This is a genomic window from Ectopseudomonas alcaliphila (assembly GCF_900101755.1).
Classification (GTDB): Bacteria; Pseudomonadota; Gammaproteobacteria; order Pseudomonadales; family Pseudomonadaceae; genus Aquipseudomonas; species Aquipseudomonas alcaliphila.
The window spans coordinates 292,718-308,942 of record NZ_FNAE01000002.1 but is presented as its reverse complement, the minus strand read 5'-3'; the positions used below and the strand labels follow the sequence as shown (position 1 = coordinate 308,942).

General features: G+C 66.5%; 14 protein-coding genes. 9 read left to right on the top strand and 5 right to left on the bottom strand.

From position 1 onward, the window contains the following. Together mprF and BLR77_RS10095 are read right to left on the bottom strand one after the other, a co-directional pair. The gene (gene mprF / locus BLR77_RS10100) at window positions 1-2,637 is read right to left on the bottom strand and encodes a bifunctional lysylphosphatidylglycerol flippase/synthetase MprF (RefSeq protein WP_074677312.1); all 2,637 of its coding nucleotides are present in this window, start codon (window positions 2,635-2,637) and stop codon (window positions 1-3) included. Window positions 2,638-2,756: 119 nt separating this feature from the next. Then, window positions 2,757-3,023: a PilZ domain-containing protein gene (locus tag BLR77_RS10095; RefSeq protein WP_074677310.1), complete on the bottom strand. Its 267-nt coding sequence runs from the start codon at window positions 3,021-3,023 to the stop codon at window positions 2,757-2,759. Between the two features lie 324 nt (window positions 3,024-3,347). Here BLR77_RS10095 and BLR77_RS10090 point away from each other — a divergent pair, with 324 nt between their 5' ends. From BLR77_RS10090 to BLR77_RS10060, 7 genes are read left to right on the top strand one after another with little or no spacing between them, the layout of a single operon-like run. Next, window positions 3,348-4,367 (top strand): 3-oxoacyl-[acyl-carrier-protein] synthase III C-terminal domain-containing protein, encoded by a 1,020-nt coding sequence (locus BLR77_RS10090; protein ID WP_074677308.1) that lies wholly within the window; start codon window positions 3,348-3,350, stop codon window positions 4,365-4,367. Continuing rightward, window positions 4,364-5,362, top strand: a complete 999-nt coding sequence (locus tag BLR77_RS10085) for an NAD-dependent epimerase/dehydratase family protein (RefSeq protein WP_074677306.1) — start codon at window positions 4,364-4,366, stop codon at window positions 5,360-5,362. The genes BLR77_RS10090 and BLR77_RS10085 overlap by 4 nt, the downstream gene beginning before the upstream one ends. Then, a complete protein-coding gene (locus BLR77_RS10080) occupies window positions 5,359-6,213 on the top strand; it encodes an MBL fold metallo-hydrolase (RefSeq protein ID WP_074677304.1) in 855 nt (284 codons plus the stop codon). Before BLR77_RS10085 ends, BLR77_RS10080 begins: the two co-directional genes overlap by 4 nt. Then, entirely contained in the window at window positions 6,200-7,555 is a 1,356-nt protein-coding gene (locus BLR77_RS10075; RefSeq protein ID WP_074677302.1) for a F390 synthetase-related protein, read from the top strand. Before BLR77_RS10080 ends, BLR77_RS10075 begins: the two co-directional genes overlap by 14 nt. After that, a complete protein-coding gene (locus BLR77_RS10070) occupies window positions 7,543-8,697 on the top strand; it encodes an ATP-grasp domain-containing protein (protein ID WP_074677300.1) in 1,155 nt (384 codons plus the stop codon). Before BLR77_RS10075 ends, BLR77_RS10070 begins: the two co-directional genes overlap by 13 nt. Further along, window positions 8,694-9,821 carry a GNAT family N-acetyltransferase gene (locus tag BLR77_RS10065; RefSeq protein ID WP_074677298.1) on the top strand — a complete coding sequence of 376 codons (1,128 nt, stop codon included), beginning with the start codon at window positions 8,694-8,696 and terminating at the stop codon, window positions 9,819-9,821. Before BLR77_RS10070 ends, BLR77_RS10065 begins: the two co-directional genes overlap by 4 nt. Next, window positions 9,818-10,843: a Rieske 2Fe-2S domain-containing protein gene (locus BLR77_RS10060; RefSeq protein WP_074677296.1), complete on the top strand. Its 1,026-nt coding sequence runs from the start codon at window positions 9,818-9,820 to the stop codon at window positions 10,841-10,843. The genes BLR77_RS10065 and BLR77_RS10060 overlap by 4 nt, the downstream gene beginning before the upstream one ends. Before the next feature lie 43 nt (window positions 10,844-10,886). On the opposite strand, the gene BLR77_RS10055 is transcribed toward BLR77_RS10060, so the two are convergent. From BLR77_RS10055 to BLR77_RS10045, 3 genes are read right to left on the bottom strand one after another with little or no spacing between them, the layout of a single operon-like run. Further along, window positions 10,887-11,774, bottom strand: a complete 888-nt coding sequence (locus BLR77_RS10055) for a lysophospholipid acyltransferase (RefSeq protein WP_074677294.1) — start codon at window positions 11,772-11,774, stop codon at window positions 10,887-10,889. A gap of 56 nt (window positions 11,775-11,830) precedes the next feature. After that, window positions 11,831-12,439 (bottom strand): pyridoxamine 5'-phosphate oxidase family protein, encoded by a 609-nt coding sequence (locus BLR77_RS10050; RefSeq protein WP_074677292.1) that lies wholly within the window; start codon window positions 12,437-12,439, stop codon window positions 11,831-11,833. Then, on the bottom strand, window positions 12,436-12,990 hold the full coding sequence (locus BLR77_RS10045; protein WP_074677290.1) for a DNA-3-methyladenine glycosylase I: 555 nt from the start codon (window positions 12,988-12,990) through the stop codon (window positions 12,436-12,438). Before BLR77_RS10045 ends, BLR77_RS10050 begins: the two co-directional genes overlap by 4 nt. 172 nt (window positions 12,991-13,162) lie before the next feature. On the opposite strand from BLR77_RS10045, the gene glyQ reads away from it, so the two are divergent. Both glyQ and glyS read left to right on the top strand, forming a co-directional pair. Continuing rightward, window positions 13,163-14,110 (top strand): glycine--tRNA ligase subunit alpha, encoded by a 948-nt coding sequence (glyQ, locus tag BLR77_RS10040; RefSeq protein WP_074677288.1) that lies wholly within the window; start codon window positions 13,163-13,165, stop codon window positions 14,108-14,110. Continuing rightward, window positions 14,107-16,161, top strand: a complete 2,055-nt coding sequence (glyS, locus tag BLR77_RS10035; protein WP_074677286.1) for a glycine--tRNA ligase subunit beta — start codon at window positions 14,107-14,109, stop codon at window positions 16,159-16,161. Before glyQ ends, glyS begins: the two co-directional genes overlap by 4 nt. Window positions 16,162-16,225: the final 64 nt, after the last annotated feature.

Genomic DNA, 16,225 nt, shown 5'->3' with positions numbered 1-16,225 from the left:
TCAGCGCCTCACCAGTCCACCCAGGCCGCCGGCGATCAGCGCGGCGGTATCGGCCAAGGCCACCCAGGGATCGAGCCCGGCCGGCACGGCCAGGTAACGCGGCTCCCACTGCGGCAGGAACTTGTCCTTGAAGCGGCGCAGGCCCTGGAAGTTGTAGAAGCTCTCGCCACGATCGAACACCAGCGCACCGAGGCGCAGTGGCAGCGGCGCCCCCTTGCGCGTCTGCAGGCCTGCCAGCGGCACCATGCCGAGGCTGAAGCGCGCATAGCCCTCGCTCTGGAACTGCTGGATCAGCCCGAGCATGAGAAATTCCATGGTCGACTTGGGCGCATCCGGCAACACGCGCATCAGATCGAGGCTGGCCACCGCGCGCGTCTGACATTCCAACAGGTTGGCGAAGGCCACCGCGCGACCCTCGAAGCGCACCACCACGACGCGGAAATGCGCCAGGTACTCGGGGCTGAAACGGCCCAGGGAGAAACCTTTCTCACGCACATTCTTGCCCTGCAACCAGGCCTCGGAGATGGCCTGCAGCTCCGCCATCGGCGCCTGCCCGGGCGCATGGAATTCCAGGCTCAGGCCGTCGCGCTGGCCGCGATTCCAGGTGTAGCGCAGCGCCTTCACCTCCTTGCCGTTGCTGGCCAGGTCGAATGTTTTCAGGTCCACCAGTGCCTCTTCGCCGAGCTTCAGCGCGGTCAGGCCGATGTCGATATAGCCGGGCAGGTTCTCGGCACGCACCTGGTAGAACACCGGCCGTGCATGGTGGCGGTCACACAGGTCGCGGAACTGCCAGATCAGTTCGGCACGCGCCGCCAGCGGGCCGATGGGGTCGAACAGCGCCACCAGGCTACGCCCACGACGGGCGTACATGAGGAAGGCCTCGCCGTCAGGGTGAAACAGCAGCGCCTTGTCACCGCTGAGCGCCAGACCACCTTCCGGCTGGCGCGAAGCCTGAACGATGGTGCGCGCCCGCAACAACGCCTCGCTATCGGGCAGGCTGATACGCGGTGGCGAGGCACGCAGCAGCCAGGTCAGGCCGACCGCCAGCAATACCAGGGCACTGCCCAGGGCCGCACGCAGGCCGCGCGGGGCATTGGCATCCAGCTCGAACTGCCACCACAGCTGATGGCTGTAGGCGACATCCTGATAGGCGAACAGCAGCAGCCAGATCGACGCAGCGATCACCCCGGCCGTGGCCGCCAGCACCAGGCCGGAGGCTGGTACATCCATCAAGCGACTGCGGCGGTAGAACTCGCGACGAAACAGCGCCAGCAGGCCGGCGATAGCCGCCAGAGCCAACGCCTCCAACCAGTCGAAGCCCTTGAGCAACGACAGCACCACGCCCAGACAGAGCAGCACCAGAGTCAGTGCCCAGGCCGCCGACAGGCGCCGGCGCAGCCCTTGCGCCAGCAGCAGGCAGAGCGTGCCGACCAGGCTGGCCGCCAGGTGCGAGGCGGCGATCAGTTGCGGTGGCATGAGAAAGCCCAAGGCCTGCAGATGCTCGTCCACGGTCGGCGTCACCCCGGAGAACAGCAGCACCGTGCCAGCGCAGAACACCAGTAGCGCCAGCACAGGCACCGCCATGCCGCTGGCCATGCGCGCCACCTGGCGCGGAAACCACAGGCGACGCGCCTCGGCAGCCAGCAGCAGAAGCCCGGCGGCCACCAGAGGCAGCAGCACATAGAGCAGTCGATAGAGCAGCATCGCCGCGACCAGCCCGGCCGGATCGATGCGCGAAGAGAACGCGGCCAGCAGCACCGCTTCGAAGACGCCGACACCGCCCGGCACATGGCTCAGTACACCGGCCGCCAGCGCCAGCATGTAGATCAGCACGAAAGAGGAGAAAGGCGGCGCCTCAGGCAGCAGCAGGTACAGCACGCTGGCGGCGACCAGCACGTCCAGGCTGCTGATCAACAACTGCGTCAGGCTCATGCGCAGACCCGGCAGACGCAGGCTGAAACGCCCCAGGTCGACCTGCCAGCAGCCCGGAGCGGGTCGCTCGGCCAGGCGTTTGCGGCTGATCAACAGCACCACGACCAATGCCGTGACCAGCATGGCGACGGCCAGCACCGCCAACACGGGCTCGGACAGGCGCAGCGCGGCCGAGGCATCCTCGAGGTCGAACAGGGCCGCCAACGCCGCGAGAATCGGCAGGCTGACGCCCAGCGACAGGCTGGCGAACAGGCTCATGCGCGCCACATCACCCGCGCCAAGGCCGTTGCGCCCGTACAACCGGTAGCGCACCGAACCGCCGGACAATGCCGACAGGCCCACGGCGTTGCCGATGGCGAAGGCGCAGAAGCCGCCCAGCGCCAGGGTCGGCGGCGGCAGCTCGACGTTGGCGTAACGACTGGCCGACCACTCGTAGGCCAGCATCACCACAAACCCCATCCCGGTGGCCAGCAGGGCGCCAAGCAGCGCTTGTGGTGGCACGGCCGCCAGGGATTCGCGCACCTGGTCCGGATTGATCTCGCGCACCAGATGCCAGCAGGCGACCAGCGCCACGCCGAACAGCAACAGCGAGAGGCCGAGACCGATCAGATGGCGGTTGCGTTGCAGCCAGCCGGGTGGCGAGGAAGGAACAAGTTCTGGCGCATCAGCGCCCTGGGCGGGAAGTTCGGATACCGCTCGACTCATGTCGAAAACGCCTCTGATGGACGCCACCTCGGAGTGAGGTCTTGATCAGAGTGCAGATGTAACAAAATGTTCCATAGATCCGAAACATTCGTTGCGAATGTCCGGGTTGGCTGAGTCGTTCAGGCCTCGTCGAGAAAACGCAGGCCGGCGCCTTCCATATCGACGCGCATCACTTCCATCTTCAAGACCGGGGCGGGGAAGGGCAGATCCTGCACCTGGCCGGTCACTTCGGTGCCGACCGCCAGGCCGGCCATGTCCGGGTGCTTCACGTAGACGCCACTGTCGGACAGGTCACGAGTCTGTGCCAGCAGCTCACCGAAGCTGGGGTGGCTGATCTTGATCCGGCACTTCATCGGGGTACGCACCTGCTGACGCTGGTTCGGCATGACTGCTCCAGAAATGGACGAGCGATGTCGCCTTTAATAGCGCATTAGCGCGCAAGCGCCCAGCATGCGGCAGAAAAAAGGCGCCAACAGGCTACCAGAATCCGCCTGAGGCGCGTGGCGGCCAGCGCAGTTCGCCACCTGAGCGCGCGGCAGCAAGCGAGCATCGACGCGCCGTGAACGACGGCGATCTAGCACTGCAGAGACCTCCGAAAAAGGCCTCCTGGCGCACGAAAATACCCTGCTGACTAGCCTGCGGAGTAGGCGTAAACGCCTCGCTGGTTCATCATGCCGGGCTATTACCCATGCCTGAACAATGGATTGTGCATGCCGAACGATTCTTTACCTTTGCGCGCCCTGTCACTTCTCGGTAGCGGCCATGCCCTGCCAGCGCGACGCCTGGCGAGCAGCGCAATCGACCAGTCGCTCGGTCTGCCCGATGGCAGCATCGAGCGCCTCAGTGGCGTACGCAGTCGCGCCGTGGCCGCCGCCGAAGATACTGCCGCCAGCCTTGCCGCACAGGCCGCGCACAAGGCCCTTCACGCTGCCGGCCTGAGTGCCGACCAGCTCGACTGCGTAATCGCCGCCAGCGGCACCATGGATCAGGGCATGCCCTGTAATGCCGCGCTGATCCACCGCGAGCTTGGCCTCGGCACGAGCGGCATCCCGGCCTTCGACATCAACGCCAGCTGCCTCGGTTTCATCGCTGCCCTCGACCAGCTGTCCTGGTCACTGGTCGCAGGGCGCTACCGTCGAGTGCTGCTGGTCTGTGCCGACATCGCCTCCTGCGGGCTCGACTGGCAGCAATTGCACAGTGCCGCGATCTTCGGCGACGGCGCCGCGGCGGTGGTGCTCGGACGCGACGGCGACGGACTGCGCCTGAACATCCTCGCGGCGCAGTTACGCACCTATTCCGAAGGCGCCGAGCTCTGCCAGATTGCGGCGGGCGGCTCGCGTCATCATCCCTCGCGCGGCGACGAGCATTTCACTGCACTGAGCCGTTTCGCCATGCGCGGCAAAGCGGTGTTCCGCCTGGCTTCAACCCATCTGCCAGGATTTCTGCAGGCTCTGCTCGACGAAGCGGGAGTGCAGCGGACACAGATCGACCGAGTGATTCCGCACCAGGCCAGCCATCTGGCGATGCAACACCTGCGCAAGCGGCTGGGCTTCTCTGCCGAGCAGGTGATCGACATCTTTGCCGAGTACGGCAATCAGGTCGCCGCCTCGCTGCCGACCGCCCTCGACATAGGCCTGCGCGACGGGCGCATCCGCTCCGGTCAGCGCGTGCTGCTGCTCGGCACAGGTGCCGGGCTTTCACTCGGCGGCATGCTGCTGGAGCTGAAATGAAGATTCTGCTCACCGGAGGCACCGGTTTCGTCGGCCGACACATCGCCTGGCGCCTGGCCGCAGAGGGCTGCGAGGTGGTGTTCAGCGGCCGCAACCGGGACGCCGCTGACGAAGTACAGCGCCACGCTCGCGCAGCGATGCGTTTTCTACCCCTAGAACACGGCACTCCACAGGCGAGTGCAGCGCTGGCAGAGGCGGCCCGGGGCGCCGATGCTCTGGTGCATTGCGCGGCGCTATCGGCGCCTTGGGGCAGCGCCGAGGCGTTTCAGCGCGCCAACGTCGCCTCTACCGAAGAGGTCATCGCGGCCTGTCGCACGCAAGGCGTCGCGCGCCTGGTGCATCTCTCGACACCGAGTCTGTACTTCGACTTTCAGGATCGTCTCGACGTGCGTGAGCGCGACCCATTGCCGCCGCCCGTGAACCGCTATGCGCAAACCAAGGGCATGGCCGAAGCGCTGCTGCGTGAAGCCGATGTCGCGCCAACCGTGGTGCTGCGCCCACGCGCGGTATTCGGCCCGTGGGACGCCACGCTGATGCCGCGCATGCTGCGCGTGATGCGTCGTGGGGCGATTCCGCTGATGCGCGGCGGGCGGGCCGAACTCGACCTGACCTACATCGACAACCTGGTCGATGCCGTCTGGCTCGGCCTGACCCGTCCGCTACCAGGCCGCTACAACCTGTACAACGTCAGCAATGCCGAACCGATCCGCCTCGACCATCTGCTGGAACGCGTCGCCACGGCCTTCGCGCTGCCGCTACGCACGCGCCGGCTGCCCTGGCCGCTGGTTTCCGCCGTCGCCCGTTTGCTCGAAGCCGGCGCGCATTGGCGCAGCGGTGAGGAGCCGCTGCTGACCCGTTACAGCGCCGGCGTACTCGCCTTCAGCCAGACCCTGGACACCTCGGCGATTCGCCGCGAGCTTGGCTGGGAGCCCAGGATCGACCTCGAAGAAGGCATTCGTCGCCACGCGGCCTGGTGGCTGGAGCAGGGCAGATGAGCGCATCGGTCGACGTCGCCTGGCTACGGGTCGGCAGCTGCCGCCACCTGGCGTGCATGGCTGCCCGCGGTGCAGGGCTGCGGCAGGTCGACTTCCCGTCGTACTGCGCCTTGCTGCGCCACCCGACACGCGGCTGGATGCTCTACGACACCGGTTATGCACAGCACTTTCTCGACGCCACGGGCGCTTTTCCCGAACGCCTCTACGGCAGCCTGCTGCCGGTGAGTCTGCCTGCCGAAGAGTGTCTGTCGGCGCAGCTCGCCGCGCGCGGTATCCGCTGTGAGGAGGTCACCACAGTGATCGTCTCGCACTATCACGGCGACCACGTTGCCGGCTTGCGCGACTTCCCGCAGGCGCGCTTCATCGCCCTGCGCGCCGAGAGCGAGCATGTGCTGGCGCTGCGCGGCAAGCGCTGGCGGGCAACGCTGCAGGGGCGCCTGCCAGGACTGCTACCGGACGATTTCTCGGCACGCCTGGAGCACGCCGACGATTACCCGCAGCGGCCGTTGCCAGCGTGGATGGCACCGTTCAGGGACGGTTTCGACCTGTTCGGCGATGGCAGCCTGCTCGGCGTCGTACTCCCCGGACACAGCCACGGCCAACTCGGCCTGTGCATCCCCGATGCCGGTGGCCGGCCGCTGCTGCTGGTGGCGGACGCCTGTTATTCGCTGCCGGCCTGCCGCGAAGGTCGGCTGCCCCCCACAGCAACGCAGTGGTTCAGCAACAGCGCTGTACGCAGCTATCGCCAGACCTTCGCCGGCGTAAGCGAACTGGCCCGGCGCGAACCCTCGCTGCTGATCCTGCCGTCGCACTGCGAAGTGGCCGCAGAGGCATTCCATGCTCGACCTTGAACGACTGCGCAGCCTGCTGCGCGTTGCCACCAGCTTCATCCACAGTCGTTGGTGGCTGCGCTTCTCCGACCGGCGCCGCCTGGAGGCCTGGCAAGCGCGTCAGCTGACGCGCTTTCTGCGCGAAACCGCACCACAGGCACCGCGCCTGAGCGCTTTTCGTGGGCAGCCACTGGAGCGATGGCCTGGCATGGACAAGGCGCTGCTGATGAATGAATTCAGCGCCTGCAACAGCCAGAACATCGACCTGCAAGCTGCTCTGGACGTCGCCCTGCAAGCCGAGCACTCACGGGATTTCAGCCCACAGCTGGGCGAGCTGACCGTCGGCCTTTCCAGCGGCACCTCCGGTCATCGCGGTGTCTTTCTGGTCGGCCGGGAAGAGCGCGAACGCTGGGCCGGAACCCTGCTGGCGCGCACCTTGCCGACACGCCTGCTCGGCCACCTGCTGCCGTGGCGACCGCCGCTACGCATCGCCTTCTTCCTGCGTGCCAACAGCCGGCTGTACACCACGCTGTCCAGCCGCCGCATCGACTTCGCCTTCCATGATCTGCTGCTGGGCCTGGACGCCGCGCTGGGAGCGCTCGAACAGCAGCAGCCGCATGTCCTGGTGGCGCCGGCCACGGTACTGCGCGCTCTGGCCGACGCGCATCAGGCCGGGCGCCTGCGCATCGCCCCGGCGCATCTGGTATCGGTCGCCGAAGTCCTCGAGGAAGAAGACGCACAGCGCATCGAGCACGCCTTCGGCCACCGTCCGGCGCAGATCTACCAGGCCAGCGAAGGCTTTCTCGGCTACAGCTGCGAGCATGGCAACCTGCACCTGAACGAAACCCATCTGCTGATCGAACCCGAATGGCTGGACCAGGAGCAGCGGCGCTTCCAGCCGCTGATCACCGATTTCTCGCGTACCACGCAGATCATCGTTCGCTATCGCCTCAACGACATTCTGCAACTGGCGCCGACACCATGCCCCTGTGGCCGCGCCGAGCGCACCCTGGCCGCCATCGAAGGCCGCGCCGATGAAATTTTCTGGCTGCCGGCGCTGGATGGCAGCGGCCTGCGTCCGCTCTACCCGGATCTGCTGCGGCGCGCCATCGCTACCGCGCAGGCCAACCTGGAGGAATGGCGCCTGCGCCAGGAGGGCATGGACTGGCACCTGCAGGTGAAGGCGGTAGAACCCGGCAAGGCCGACACCGCCTTGCGCCAGGCGTTGGCGGCATTCTTTCAACAGCAGCAGGTGCAACCCGCGACGCTGCACACCACCGACTGGATACCGGATGAACCCGGCGCCAAGCGTCGCCGCCTGCTGCTGCAGCGCAGACCAGAGGGAGCGCCATGCACGTACTGATCCTCGGCGCTCGTGCGCCGGCTTGCCTGGAATGGGCACGCGCATTCGCCGCCAGCGGCTGGACAGTCAGCGTCGGCGACTCGCTGGCCTGGCCCCTGGCTCGCTCGAGCCGCGCAGTGCACAACTTCATCCGCCTGCCGGAGCCACGTGGCAACCCGCAAGCCTGGATCGACGCACTGGCCGAGCGCATCCGCCAGGACGCCATCGACCTGCTCCTGCCAACCTGCGAGGAAGTCTTCTACCTGGCCCATGGTCTGCCGCAACTGACGCCGCTGTGCCGCGTGCTGACCAGCGATTTCGAGCTGTTGCACCGCCTGCATCACAAGGGCCGCTTCGCCGAGATGACTCGTGGCTGGCAAGTTGCGGCGCCCGAGACACGCCTGCTGCAGCGCCACGAAGATTGCCTCGCCCTGGCCGGGGAAAGCCGCGACTGGGTGTTCAAACCGGCCTACTCGCGCTTCGCCTCACGCACCCTGATCCGTCCCGACCCGAGTACCGTTCGCACACTGCGTCCGACGCCAGAGCAACCCTGGGTGGCCCAGCGCTTCATCGCCGGCGACGAGCACTGCAGCTTCAGCCTGCTGGTAGGCGGGCAGTTACGCGCACATGCCTGCTACCGTCCGCTGTACCGCGTCGGACGTGGCTCCGGGATCTACTTCCAGCCTGCGCAACCTGCTGCCGTACGCACTTTCGTCGAGGCTTTCGGTCAGGCCACAGGCTATAGCGGCCAGGTCGGCTTCGATTTCATCGCTGATGCCGAGGGACGTTTTCACGTCCTTGAATGCAATCCACGCGCGACCAGCGGCATCCACCTGTTCGACGACCAGCCCACGGCGCTGGTGAACACCCTGATTACAGCCGGCGAGCCGCTTCTGCCCAGCCCGACCCCACGCATGGTGGCACTCGCGATGTTGCTGATCGGCGCGCCACGCCATCTCGTCAGCCGCACCTTCTGGAGCGACTATCGCGCGGCGCGCGACGTGATCCTGCGTGACGGCGACCTCGGCCCACTGGCAGCCCAGTTGCTCGGCGTCGGCGAGATCGCCATGCGCGCACTGATGCGCCGGCGCGGCCTGCTGGCAGCCTCGACCGCGGATATCGAGTGGGACGGTCAGTCGCTCGCGGGAACACCAAGAGCATGAGGCTGCTGGCTGCCGACGATCCGCCACTGGCGCAACTCGACAGCGCAGCGGCGCGCTACGTGCGCGAACATGCCGAGCGCGGTATCGGCAACCTGGTCTGCGAACTGCAACTGCTCGACCTCGGCCAATGGCAGATGCCGGTATCGATCAACCACGGCGGCGAGCGAGCCGACAACTGCTATGTGGTCTCGCCCCTGACCGCCTACAGCGGCTACGCCCGCGACGAGTTGCAGCGCCTGCCCAGTCGGCTGCTCGCACACCTGCTGAAACCGCTGGTCGCGGGTGTCGAATACCTGCTCAGGAGCGCCCATATCGATCGCATCGTGCAGGTCAACAACTGGCTGCTGTCGACCAACCTGTATCCCTCGGACTGGCAAGGCCAGGGCCTGGATGAGCTGACAGTGCAGCTGCGCCAGCGTTTTCCGAGCCATGCCTTCGGCTTTCGCTCGCTCAACCCGGCGAGCAACGACGTGTTGCTGAAACGGCTTGATGCACTTGGCTATCTCGCCGTACCGAGCCGCCAGGTCTATCTGTTCGATGGCTGCGAGGGTGCCGACAGCGCTTATCTGCGCCACCACAATTGCCGGCTCGATGCCACGCTGCTACGCCGCAGCGGTTACCGGATCGAGACGGGCGAAAGCCTGGCACACCGGGAGTTCGAGCGTATCGAAGCGCTCTATAACCTGCTCTATCTGGATAAATACAGCGCCCTTAATCCGCACTACAGCGCCGCCTGGCTGGAGCAGGGCCAGCGTGATGGCTGGCTCGAGCTGCGTGTGTTGCGGGCGGACTGCGGCCGCATCGACGGGGTCGTCGGCTGGTTCGCCAGCGACACCGTGCTCAGCGCGCCCATCGTCGGCTACGACACCGCGCTGCCCCAGCGCGCCGGGCTCTATCGCCAATTGACCCGGTTGTGCCTGGAGGAGGCGGCCACACGCCGCATGCGGCTCAACTTCAGCTCCGGTGCGGCGCACTTCAAGCGCCTGCGCGGCGGCCAGCCACAGATCGAATACAGCATGCTGCATATCGCCCACCTGCCGCTGCGCCAGCGCCTGGTCTGGCGCACCCTGGCCGCACTCCTGCAGGGGCTGGGTGTGCCGCTGATGAGGAAGCTGAAACTATGAACCCGACCGACCAGCCGCTGGCTTACTGGTGGCCGTTGGCGACAAGCCAGCAGCTCGGCGTAGGCAAACCGCTGGCGCGCGTGCTGCACGGCCGGCCGCTGGTCCTGTTCCGCGAGCGCGACGGGCGGCCTGCCGCCTTGCCGGATCGATGCCCGCATCGCTTCGCTCCGCTCAGTGCCGGCTGCGTGCGCGACGGCGCAGTCGAGTGTCCCTACCACGGCTGGCGTTTCAACGGCGCCGGTCAATGCACCCGGGCCCCGGGCAGCCTCGACGAAGGCAGCAGCGCAGTCCTGCTGCAACCGCTGCAGGCACGGGATTCCCACGGCCTGATATGGGTGCGCGACGCCAAGCTGCCGGCACCGGCATTACCCTGTAGCGCCACGCAGGAAGGACTGGATCTGTTCTGGATGCACGACAAGGTCCGTTGCAGCCTGCAAGAGGCGGCGGAGAACTTCCTTGACGCCTTCCACACGCACTTCGTACACGCCGGCTGGATTCGCCGCGACAGCAAACGCCAACGGGTGATCGCCGATATCCGCGCACTGGAAGATGGGATCGAAGCGCGTTACAGCGAAGAGCGCCTGCAACCCGGACTGATCTCACGGCTGTTCGAAGGCAGTCGCGGCGAGAGCTTCGGCCGCTTCCGTTTGCCGGGCCTGGCGGAAATCGAATACCGCGACGCACGCGGCCGGCTCACGCTGCTGATCACGGCCTGGCTCGTTCCCGCCGAAGCCGGTCATCTGCAGGTAATCGCCCGTATTGCCACCCGCCGCGGCTGGCTACCCGGCTGGCTGAAACGGCTACTGATACGGCCGCTGTTCGGCGTAGTGCTGCGCCAGGACAAGCGCATTCTGGAGGCCGTCAGCGCGAATCAGCAACGCTTCGCCGACTGCGCTGAGCAATGGGGACCCGTGCAGATGCTCGACGGTCGCCAGGATCTGCTGGGCCCCTGGATTCGCCAGTTACTGCTGAAGGGGCGGTTGGACGACTTCGCTGCCCGGCGGCTGGAACTGGAGCTCTAGCACCTGGCCGCGATCGCATCGGCAAGAGGTGGACGACGCAACCTCAGTACCACTTGGCCTCGCCCTCGGGGCGCTTCTTGAAGCGCTTCATGCTCCACATGTACTGGCTCGGGTAGCTGCGCACGTAGCGCGACACCACTTCGCTCATCGCCGCCACGCCTTCTTCCACGTTTTCGCTGTACATGCCTTCGGGGGCCGCTTCGAGGATCACCTTGTAGCCGCTGCCGTCCGGCAGGCGCAGTGCATGCAGGAACACGCCGACCGCCTTGCCGCCGGTAAGCATGCCGGGGACGAACTTGCTGGTCAGCGCGGTGGTGCCGAGGAAGGGCACGAACACACCCGACGAACGGCTCGGCTCGGGGTCGGCCGGAATGCCCACGGCGCCGCCTCTGCGCACTTCCTTGATGACGCTGAGGATGCCTTCCTTGGTCGAGGGTGCGACGCGGTTGCCCATCTGCACGCGCTGCTGCTGCAACAGCTCGTCGACCGCCTTGAGCTTCGGCGGGCGGTAGAAAATGATCGGCTTGCACTGGTTGCAGTAGAAGTGGTTGAGCACTTCCCAGTTGCCCAGGTGGCTGGTGATGCCGACCACGCCCTTGCCCGAGGCCAGGGCCTGTTGCAGCACTTCCAGGCCTTCGACTTCGCGGACCAGCTTGAGCGACTTGTGCGCCGGCCAGATCCAGGCGCAGGCACTTTCGGTCAGGGTCTTGCCGATGTCCTTGAGGCTCTGCCCGACCAGGCGCTCACGCTCGGCCTCAATCAACTCGGGGAAGCACTTGCTCAGGTTGATGCGCACCACATCGCGCGAGCCGTTCGGCAGTTTCCACATCAGCCAGCCGATGGCATTGCCCACGGCCTGCACGGCGCGCCAGGGCAGCAGTGCGAACAGGCGCAGGAAACCCACCACCAGGGCGCCCTTGAGTTTTTCCACGACAGACTCCAACCGTTTCTGCAAAGCGCCCAGTGTAACGGCCAGGGCCGACCCAGTCAGTACAGGCTGGTACGCAGGCGTTGCTGCATGTCTCGCTCGTAGGCTTCGATATCGAACTCCTCGTAGATGCAGCGAAAGATATCGCCGGCGCTCGGCAGGCTGGCGCGCGCCACCTGGCGCGAAGCATCCCACAGGCCCGAACGTACCGCCGCCTTGGAGCACTGGAAGTAACAGGTATCGATATGGATGCGCAGCACGCTGCGCGGCAGTTTGCCCTGCGCGCGGCCCAGCTCCAGCAGTTCGGGGTCGAGGGAAATCTCGGCGCGACCGTTGATGCGCAGGCTCTCGCCAACGCCGGGAATCAGGAACAGCAGCGCCACACGCGGGTTCAGCACGATGTTGCGCAGGCTGTCGATGCGGTTGTTACCGGGGCGATCCGGCAGCAGCAGGGTCTGGTCGTCGAGGATGTGGACGAAGCCCGGCGCGTCGCCACGCGGCGAGCAATCCAGGCCATCCGGGCCAACGCTGGCCAGCACCGCGAAGGGCGAGGCCTGGATCAGCGCGCGGTAGGGCTCGATCAGCCGCGGCAACTCCTTGCGCCGCGAGCGTTCGTGGCTGTCGCCGTACAGTGCCTGCAGTTCGTCCAGCGTGGTGATGGTGGTCATGAGCCCTTCAGTTGCGCGTAGCGGTCGCAGTCGGTGGTGTGATCCATAACCATACCCGTGGCCTGCATGAAGGCATAGCAGATGGTCGGGCCGACGAAGGTGAAGCCGGCCTTCTTCAGCGCCTTGCTCATCGCCTCGGCCTCTGGCGTCACTGCCGGCACCTGGCTGCGCTCGCTGAAGTGGTTGATCTTCGGCGCGCCACCGACGAACGACCAGAGCAGCGCCACCGGGTCCTCCAGCTTCAGCCAGGCCTGGGCGTTCTGCCGCACGGCCCTGAGCTTGAGGCGATTGCGGATGATGCCCGGGTCCTGCATCAGCGCCTCGATCTCTTCATCACTGAGACGGGCCAGGCGCTCGGGATCGAACCCATGCAGCACCTGGCGATAACGTTCGCGCTTCTTCAACACGGTGATCCATGACAGGCCAGCCTGCGCGCCCTCGAGCAGCAGCATCTCGAACAGATGACGGGGATCGCGCTGCGGCACGCCCCATTCCTCGTCGTGATAGGCCTGGTAGAGCGGATCGTCGGTGCACCAGAAGCAACGGGGCATGGCGGAAAGCCTCGGTCAGGGTCGAAGCAGCGACTATAACGGCAAAATAACTGGATATAAATACAGTCACAAAAGGCCGTGGATGATGCCGATATGCCGTACCCTGCGGCCTGCGCCGAGTTTCGATATACTCCCCGGCTTTCCCTCGCAAGCCTCCACAGGTGATTTTTTCGTGAGCCAGAACAAGCCTGCCGTGCGCACCTTCCAGGACCTGATCCTGGCCCTGCAGAACTACTGGGCCGAGCAGGGCTGCGTGGTGCTGCAACCCTACGACATGGAAGTGGGCGCCGGCACCTTCCACACCGCCACCTTCCTGCGCGCCGTCGGCCCGGAGACCTGGAACGCCGCCTACGTGCAGCCTTCGCGTCGCCCGACCGACGGCCGTTACGGCGAGAACCCCAACCGCCTGCAGCACTACTACCAGTTCCAGGTGGTCCTCAAGCCCAATCCGGAGAACTTCCAGGAGCTGTACCTGGGTTCGCTGAGAGCCATCGGCCTCGATCCGGAAGTGCACGACATCCGCTTCGTCGAAGACAACTGGGAATCGCCGACCCTCGGCGCCTGGGGTCTGGGCTGGGAAATCTGGCTCAACGGCATGGAAGTCACCCAGTTCACCTACTTCCAGCAGGTCGGTGGCATCGAGTGCTACCCGGTGACCGGTGAGATCACCTACGGCCTGGAGCGCCTGGCCATGTACCTGCAGGGCGTCGACTCGGTCTACGACCTGATCTGGACCGACGGCCCGTTCGGCACCGTGACCTACGGCGACGTGTTCCACCAGAACGAAGTGGAGCAGTCCACCTACAACTTCGAGCACGCCAACGTCGAGAAGCTGTTCGAGCTGTTCGACTTCTACGAGAGCGAGGCCAACCGCCTGATCGAGCTCGAGCTGCCGCTGCCGACCTACGAGATGGTGCTCAAGGCCTCGCACACCTTCAACCTGCTCGACGCCCGCCGCGCCATTTCGGTGACCGCGCGTCAGCAGTACATCCTGCGCGTGCGCACCCTGGCCCGCGCCGTGGCGCAGAGCTACCTGCAGGCGCGCGCCAAGCTCGGCTTCCCCATGGCCACCCCCGAACTGCGTGACGAAGTACTGGCCAAGCTGGAGGCGCAAGCATGAGTGCACACGATTTCCTGGTCGAACTGGGCACCGAAGAGCTGCCGCCGAAAGCCCTGAAAAGCCTCGGTGAGGCCTTCCTCGCCGGTATCGAGAAAGGCCTCAAGGCCGCTGGCCTGAGCTACACCGCCAGCCGCGTGTATGCCGCGCCACGGCGCCTGGCGGTGCTGGTCGAGCAGCTCGAAGAGCAGCAGGCCGACCGCAGCATGAACCTCGACGGCCCGCCCATCCAGGCCGCCTTCGACGCCGACGGCAACCCGACCCAGGCGGCCCTGGGCTTCGCCCGCAAGTGCGGCGTGGACATCGCCGATATCGACCGCAGCGGGCCGAAACTGCGTTTCGCCCAGCATATCCCCGGCCAGCCGGCGGTGAACCTGCTGCCGACCATCGTGCAGGACTCGCTGAACGACCTGCCGATTCCCAAGCGCATGCGCTGGGCCGCCCGTCGCGACGAATTCGTGCGCCCGACCCAGTGGCTGGTGATGCTGTTCGGCGACGCCGTGGTCGAGTGCGAGATCCTCGCGCAGAAGGCCGGTCGCGTCTCCCGTGGCCACCGCTTCCACGCCAACCGCGACGTGCGTATCAGCGCCCCGGCCAACTACGCCGAAGACCTGCGCAGCGCCTTCGTGCTGGCCGACTTCGCCGAGCGCCGCGAGCTCATCTCGCGCCGTGTCGACGAGCTGGCAGCCGCCGAGCAAGGTACCGCCATCGTGCCGCCGGCACTGCTGGACGAAGTGACCGCGCTGGTGGAATGGCCGGTGCCGCTGGTCTGCTCCTTCGAGGCACGCTTCCTCGAGGTGCCGCAGGAGGCGCTGATCAGCACCATGCAGGACAACCAGAAGTACTTCTGCCTGCTCGATGCGGACGGCAAGCTGCTGCCGCGCTTCATCACCGTGGCCAACGTCGAGTCCAAGGACCCGGCGCAGATCGTCTCGGGTAACGAGAAGGTCGTGCGTCCGCGCCTGACCGACGCCGAGTTCTTCTTCAAGCAGGACAAGAAGCAGAAGCTCGAAGGCTTCAACCAGCGCCTGGCCAACGTGGTGTTCCAGGCCCAGCTCGGTTCGGTGTTCGACAAGGCCCAGCGCGTCTCCGCACTGGCCGGTTTCATCGCCCGCGCAGTCGGTGGCGACGCCCAGCGTGCCGCCCGTGCCGGCCTGCTGAGCAAGTGCGACCTGGCCACCGAGATGGTCGGCGAGTTCCCCGAGATGCAGGGCATCGCCGGTTACTACTACGCGCTCAACGACGGTGAGCCGCAGGACGTCGCCCTGGCCCTGAACGAGCAGTACATGCCGCGCGGTGCCGGCGCCGAACTGCCGAGCACCCTGACCGGCGCCGCCGTGGCGGTGGCCGACAAGCTCGACACCCTGGTCGGCATCTTCGGCATCGGCATGCTGCCGACCGGCTCGAAGGACCCCTACGCCCTGCGTCGCGCCGCCCTCGGCGTGCTGCGCATCCTGATCGAGAAGGGCCTGGATCTGGACTTGGCCGCCGCGGTCGACTTCGCCGTCGCCCAGTACGCCGGCAAGATCAAGACCGAAGGCCTGGCCGCCCAGGTGCTGGAGTTCATCTTCGACCGCCTGCGTGCGCGCTACGAAGACGAAGGCATCGAAGTGGCCGTGTACCAGGCGGTGCGTGCGGTAGGCCCGACTTCGCCGCTGGACTTCGACCAGCGCGTGCAGGCCGTGCAGGCCTTCCGCAAGCTGCCGCAGGCCGCAGCCCTGGCCGCCGCCAACAAGCGTGTGTCGAATCTGCTGAGCAAGGCCGAAGGTGGCGTCGCCGCCCAGGTCGAAGCGCACTACTTCGACAACCCCAGTGAGTTCGCCCTGCACGCTGCCATCCAGCAAGCCGACCAGGCCGTACAGCCGCTGGCCGCCGCCCGTCAGTACAACGAGGCGCTGGCCAAGCTGGCTGGTCTGCGCGAGCCGGTGGATGCCTTCTTCGAGGCGGTGCTGGTCAACGCCGAGGATGCGCGCGTACGCGCCAACCGTTACGCCCTGCTGGCTCGCCTGCGCGGGCTGTTCCTCGGCGTGGCGGATATCTCGGTATTGGGCTGACGCCAGGCGCTGGCCGCGAAGATTTTCGCGGCCAGCGGTCGTTTCCATCTCTGCTTCTGGCGTG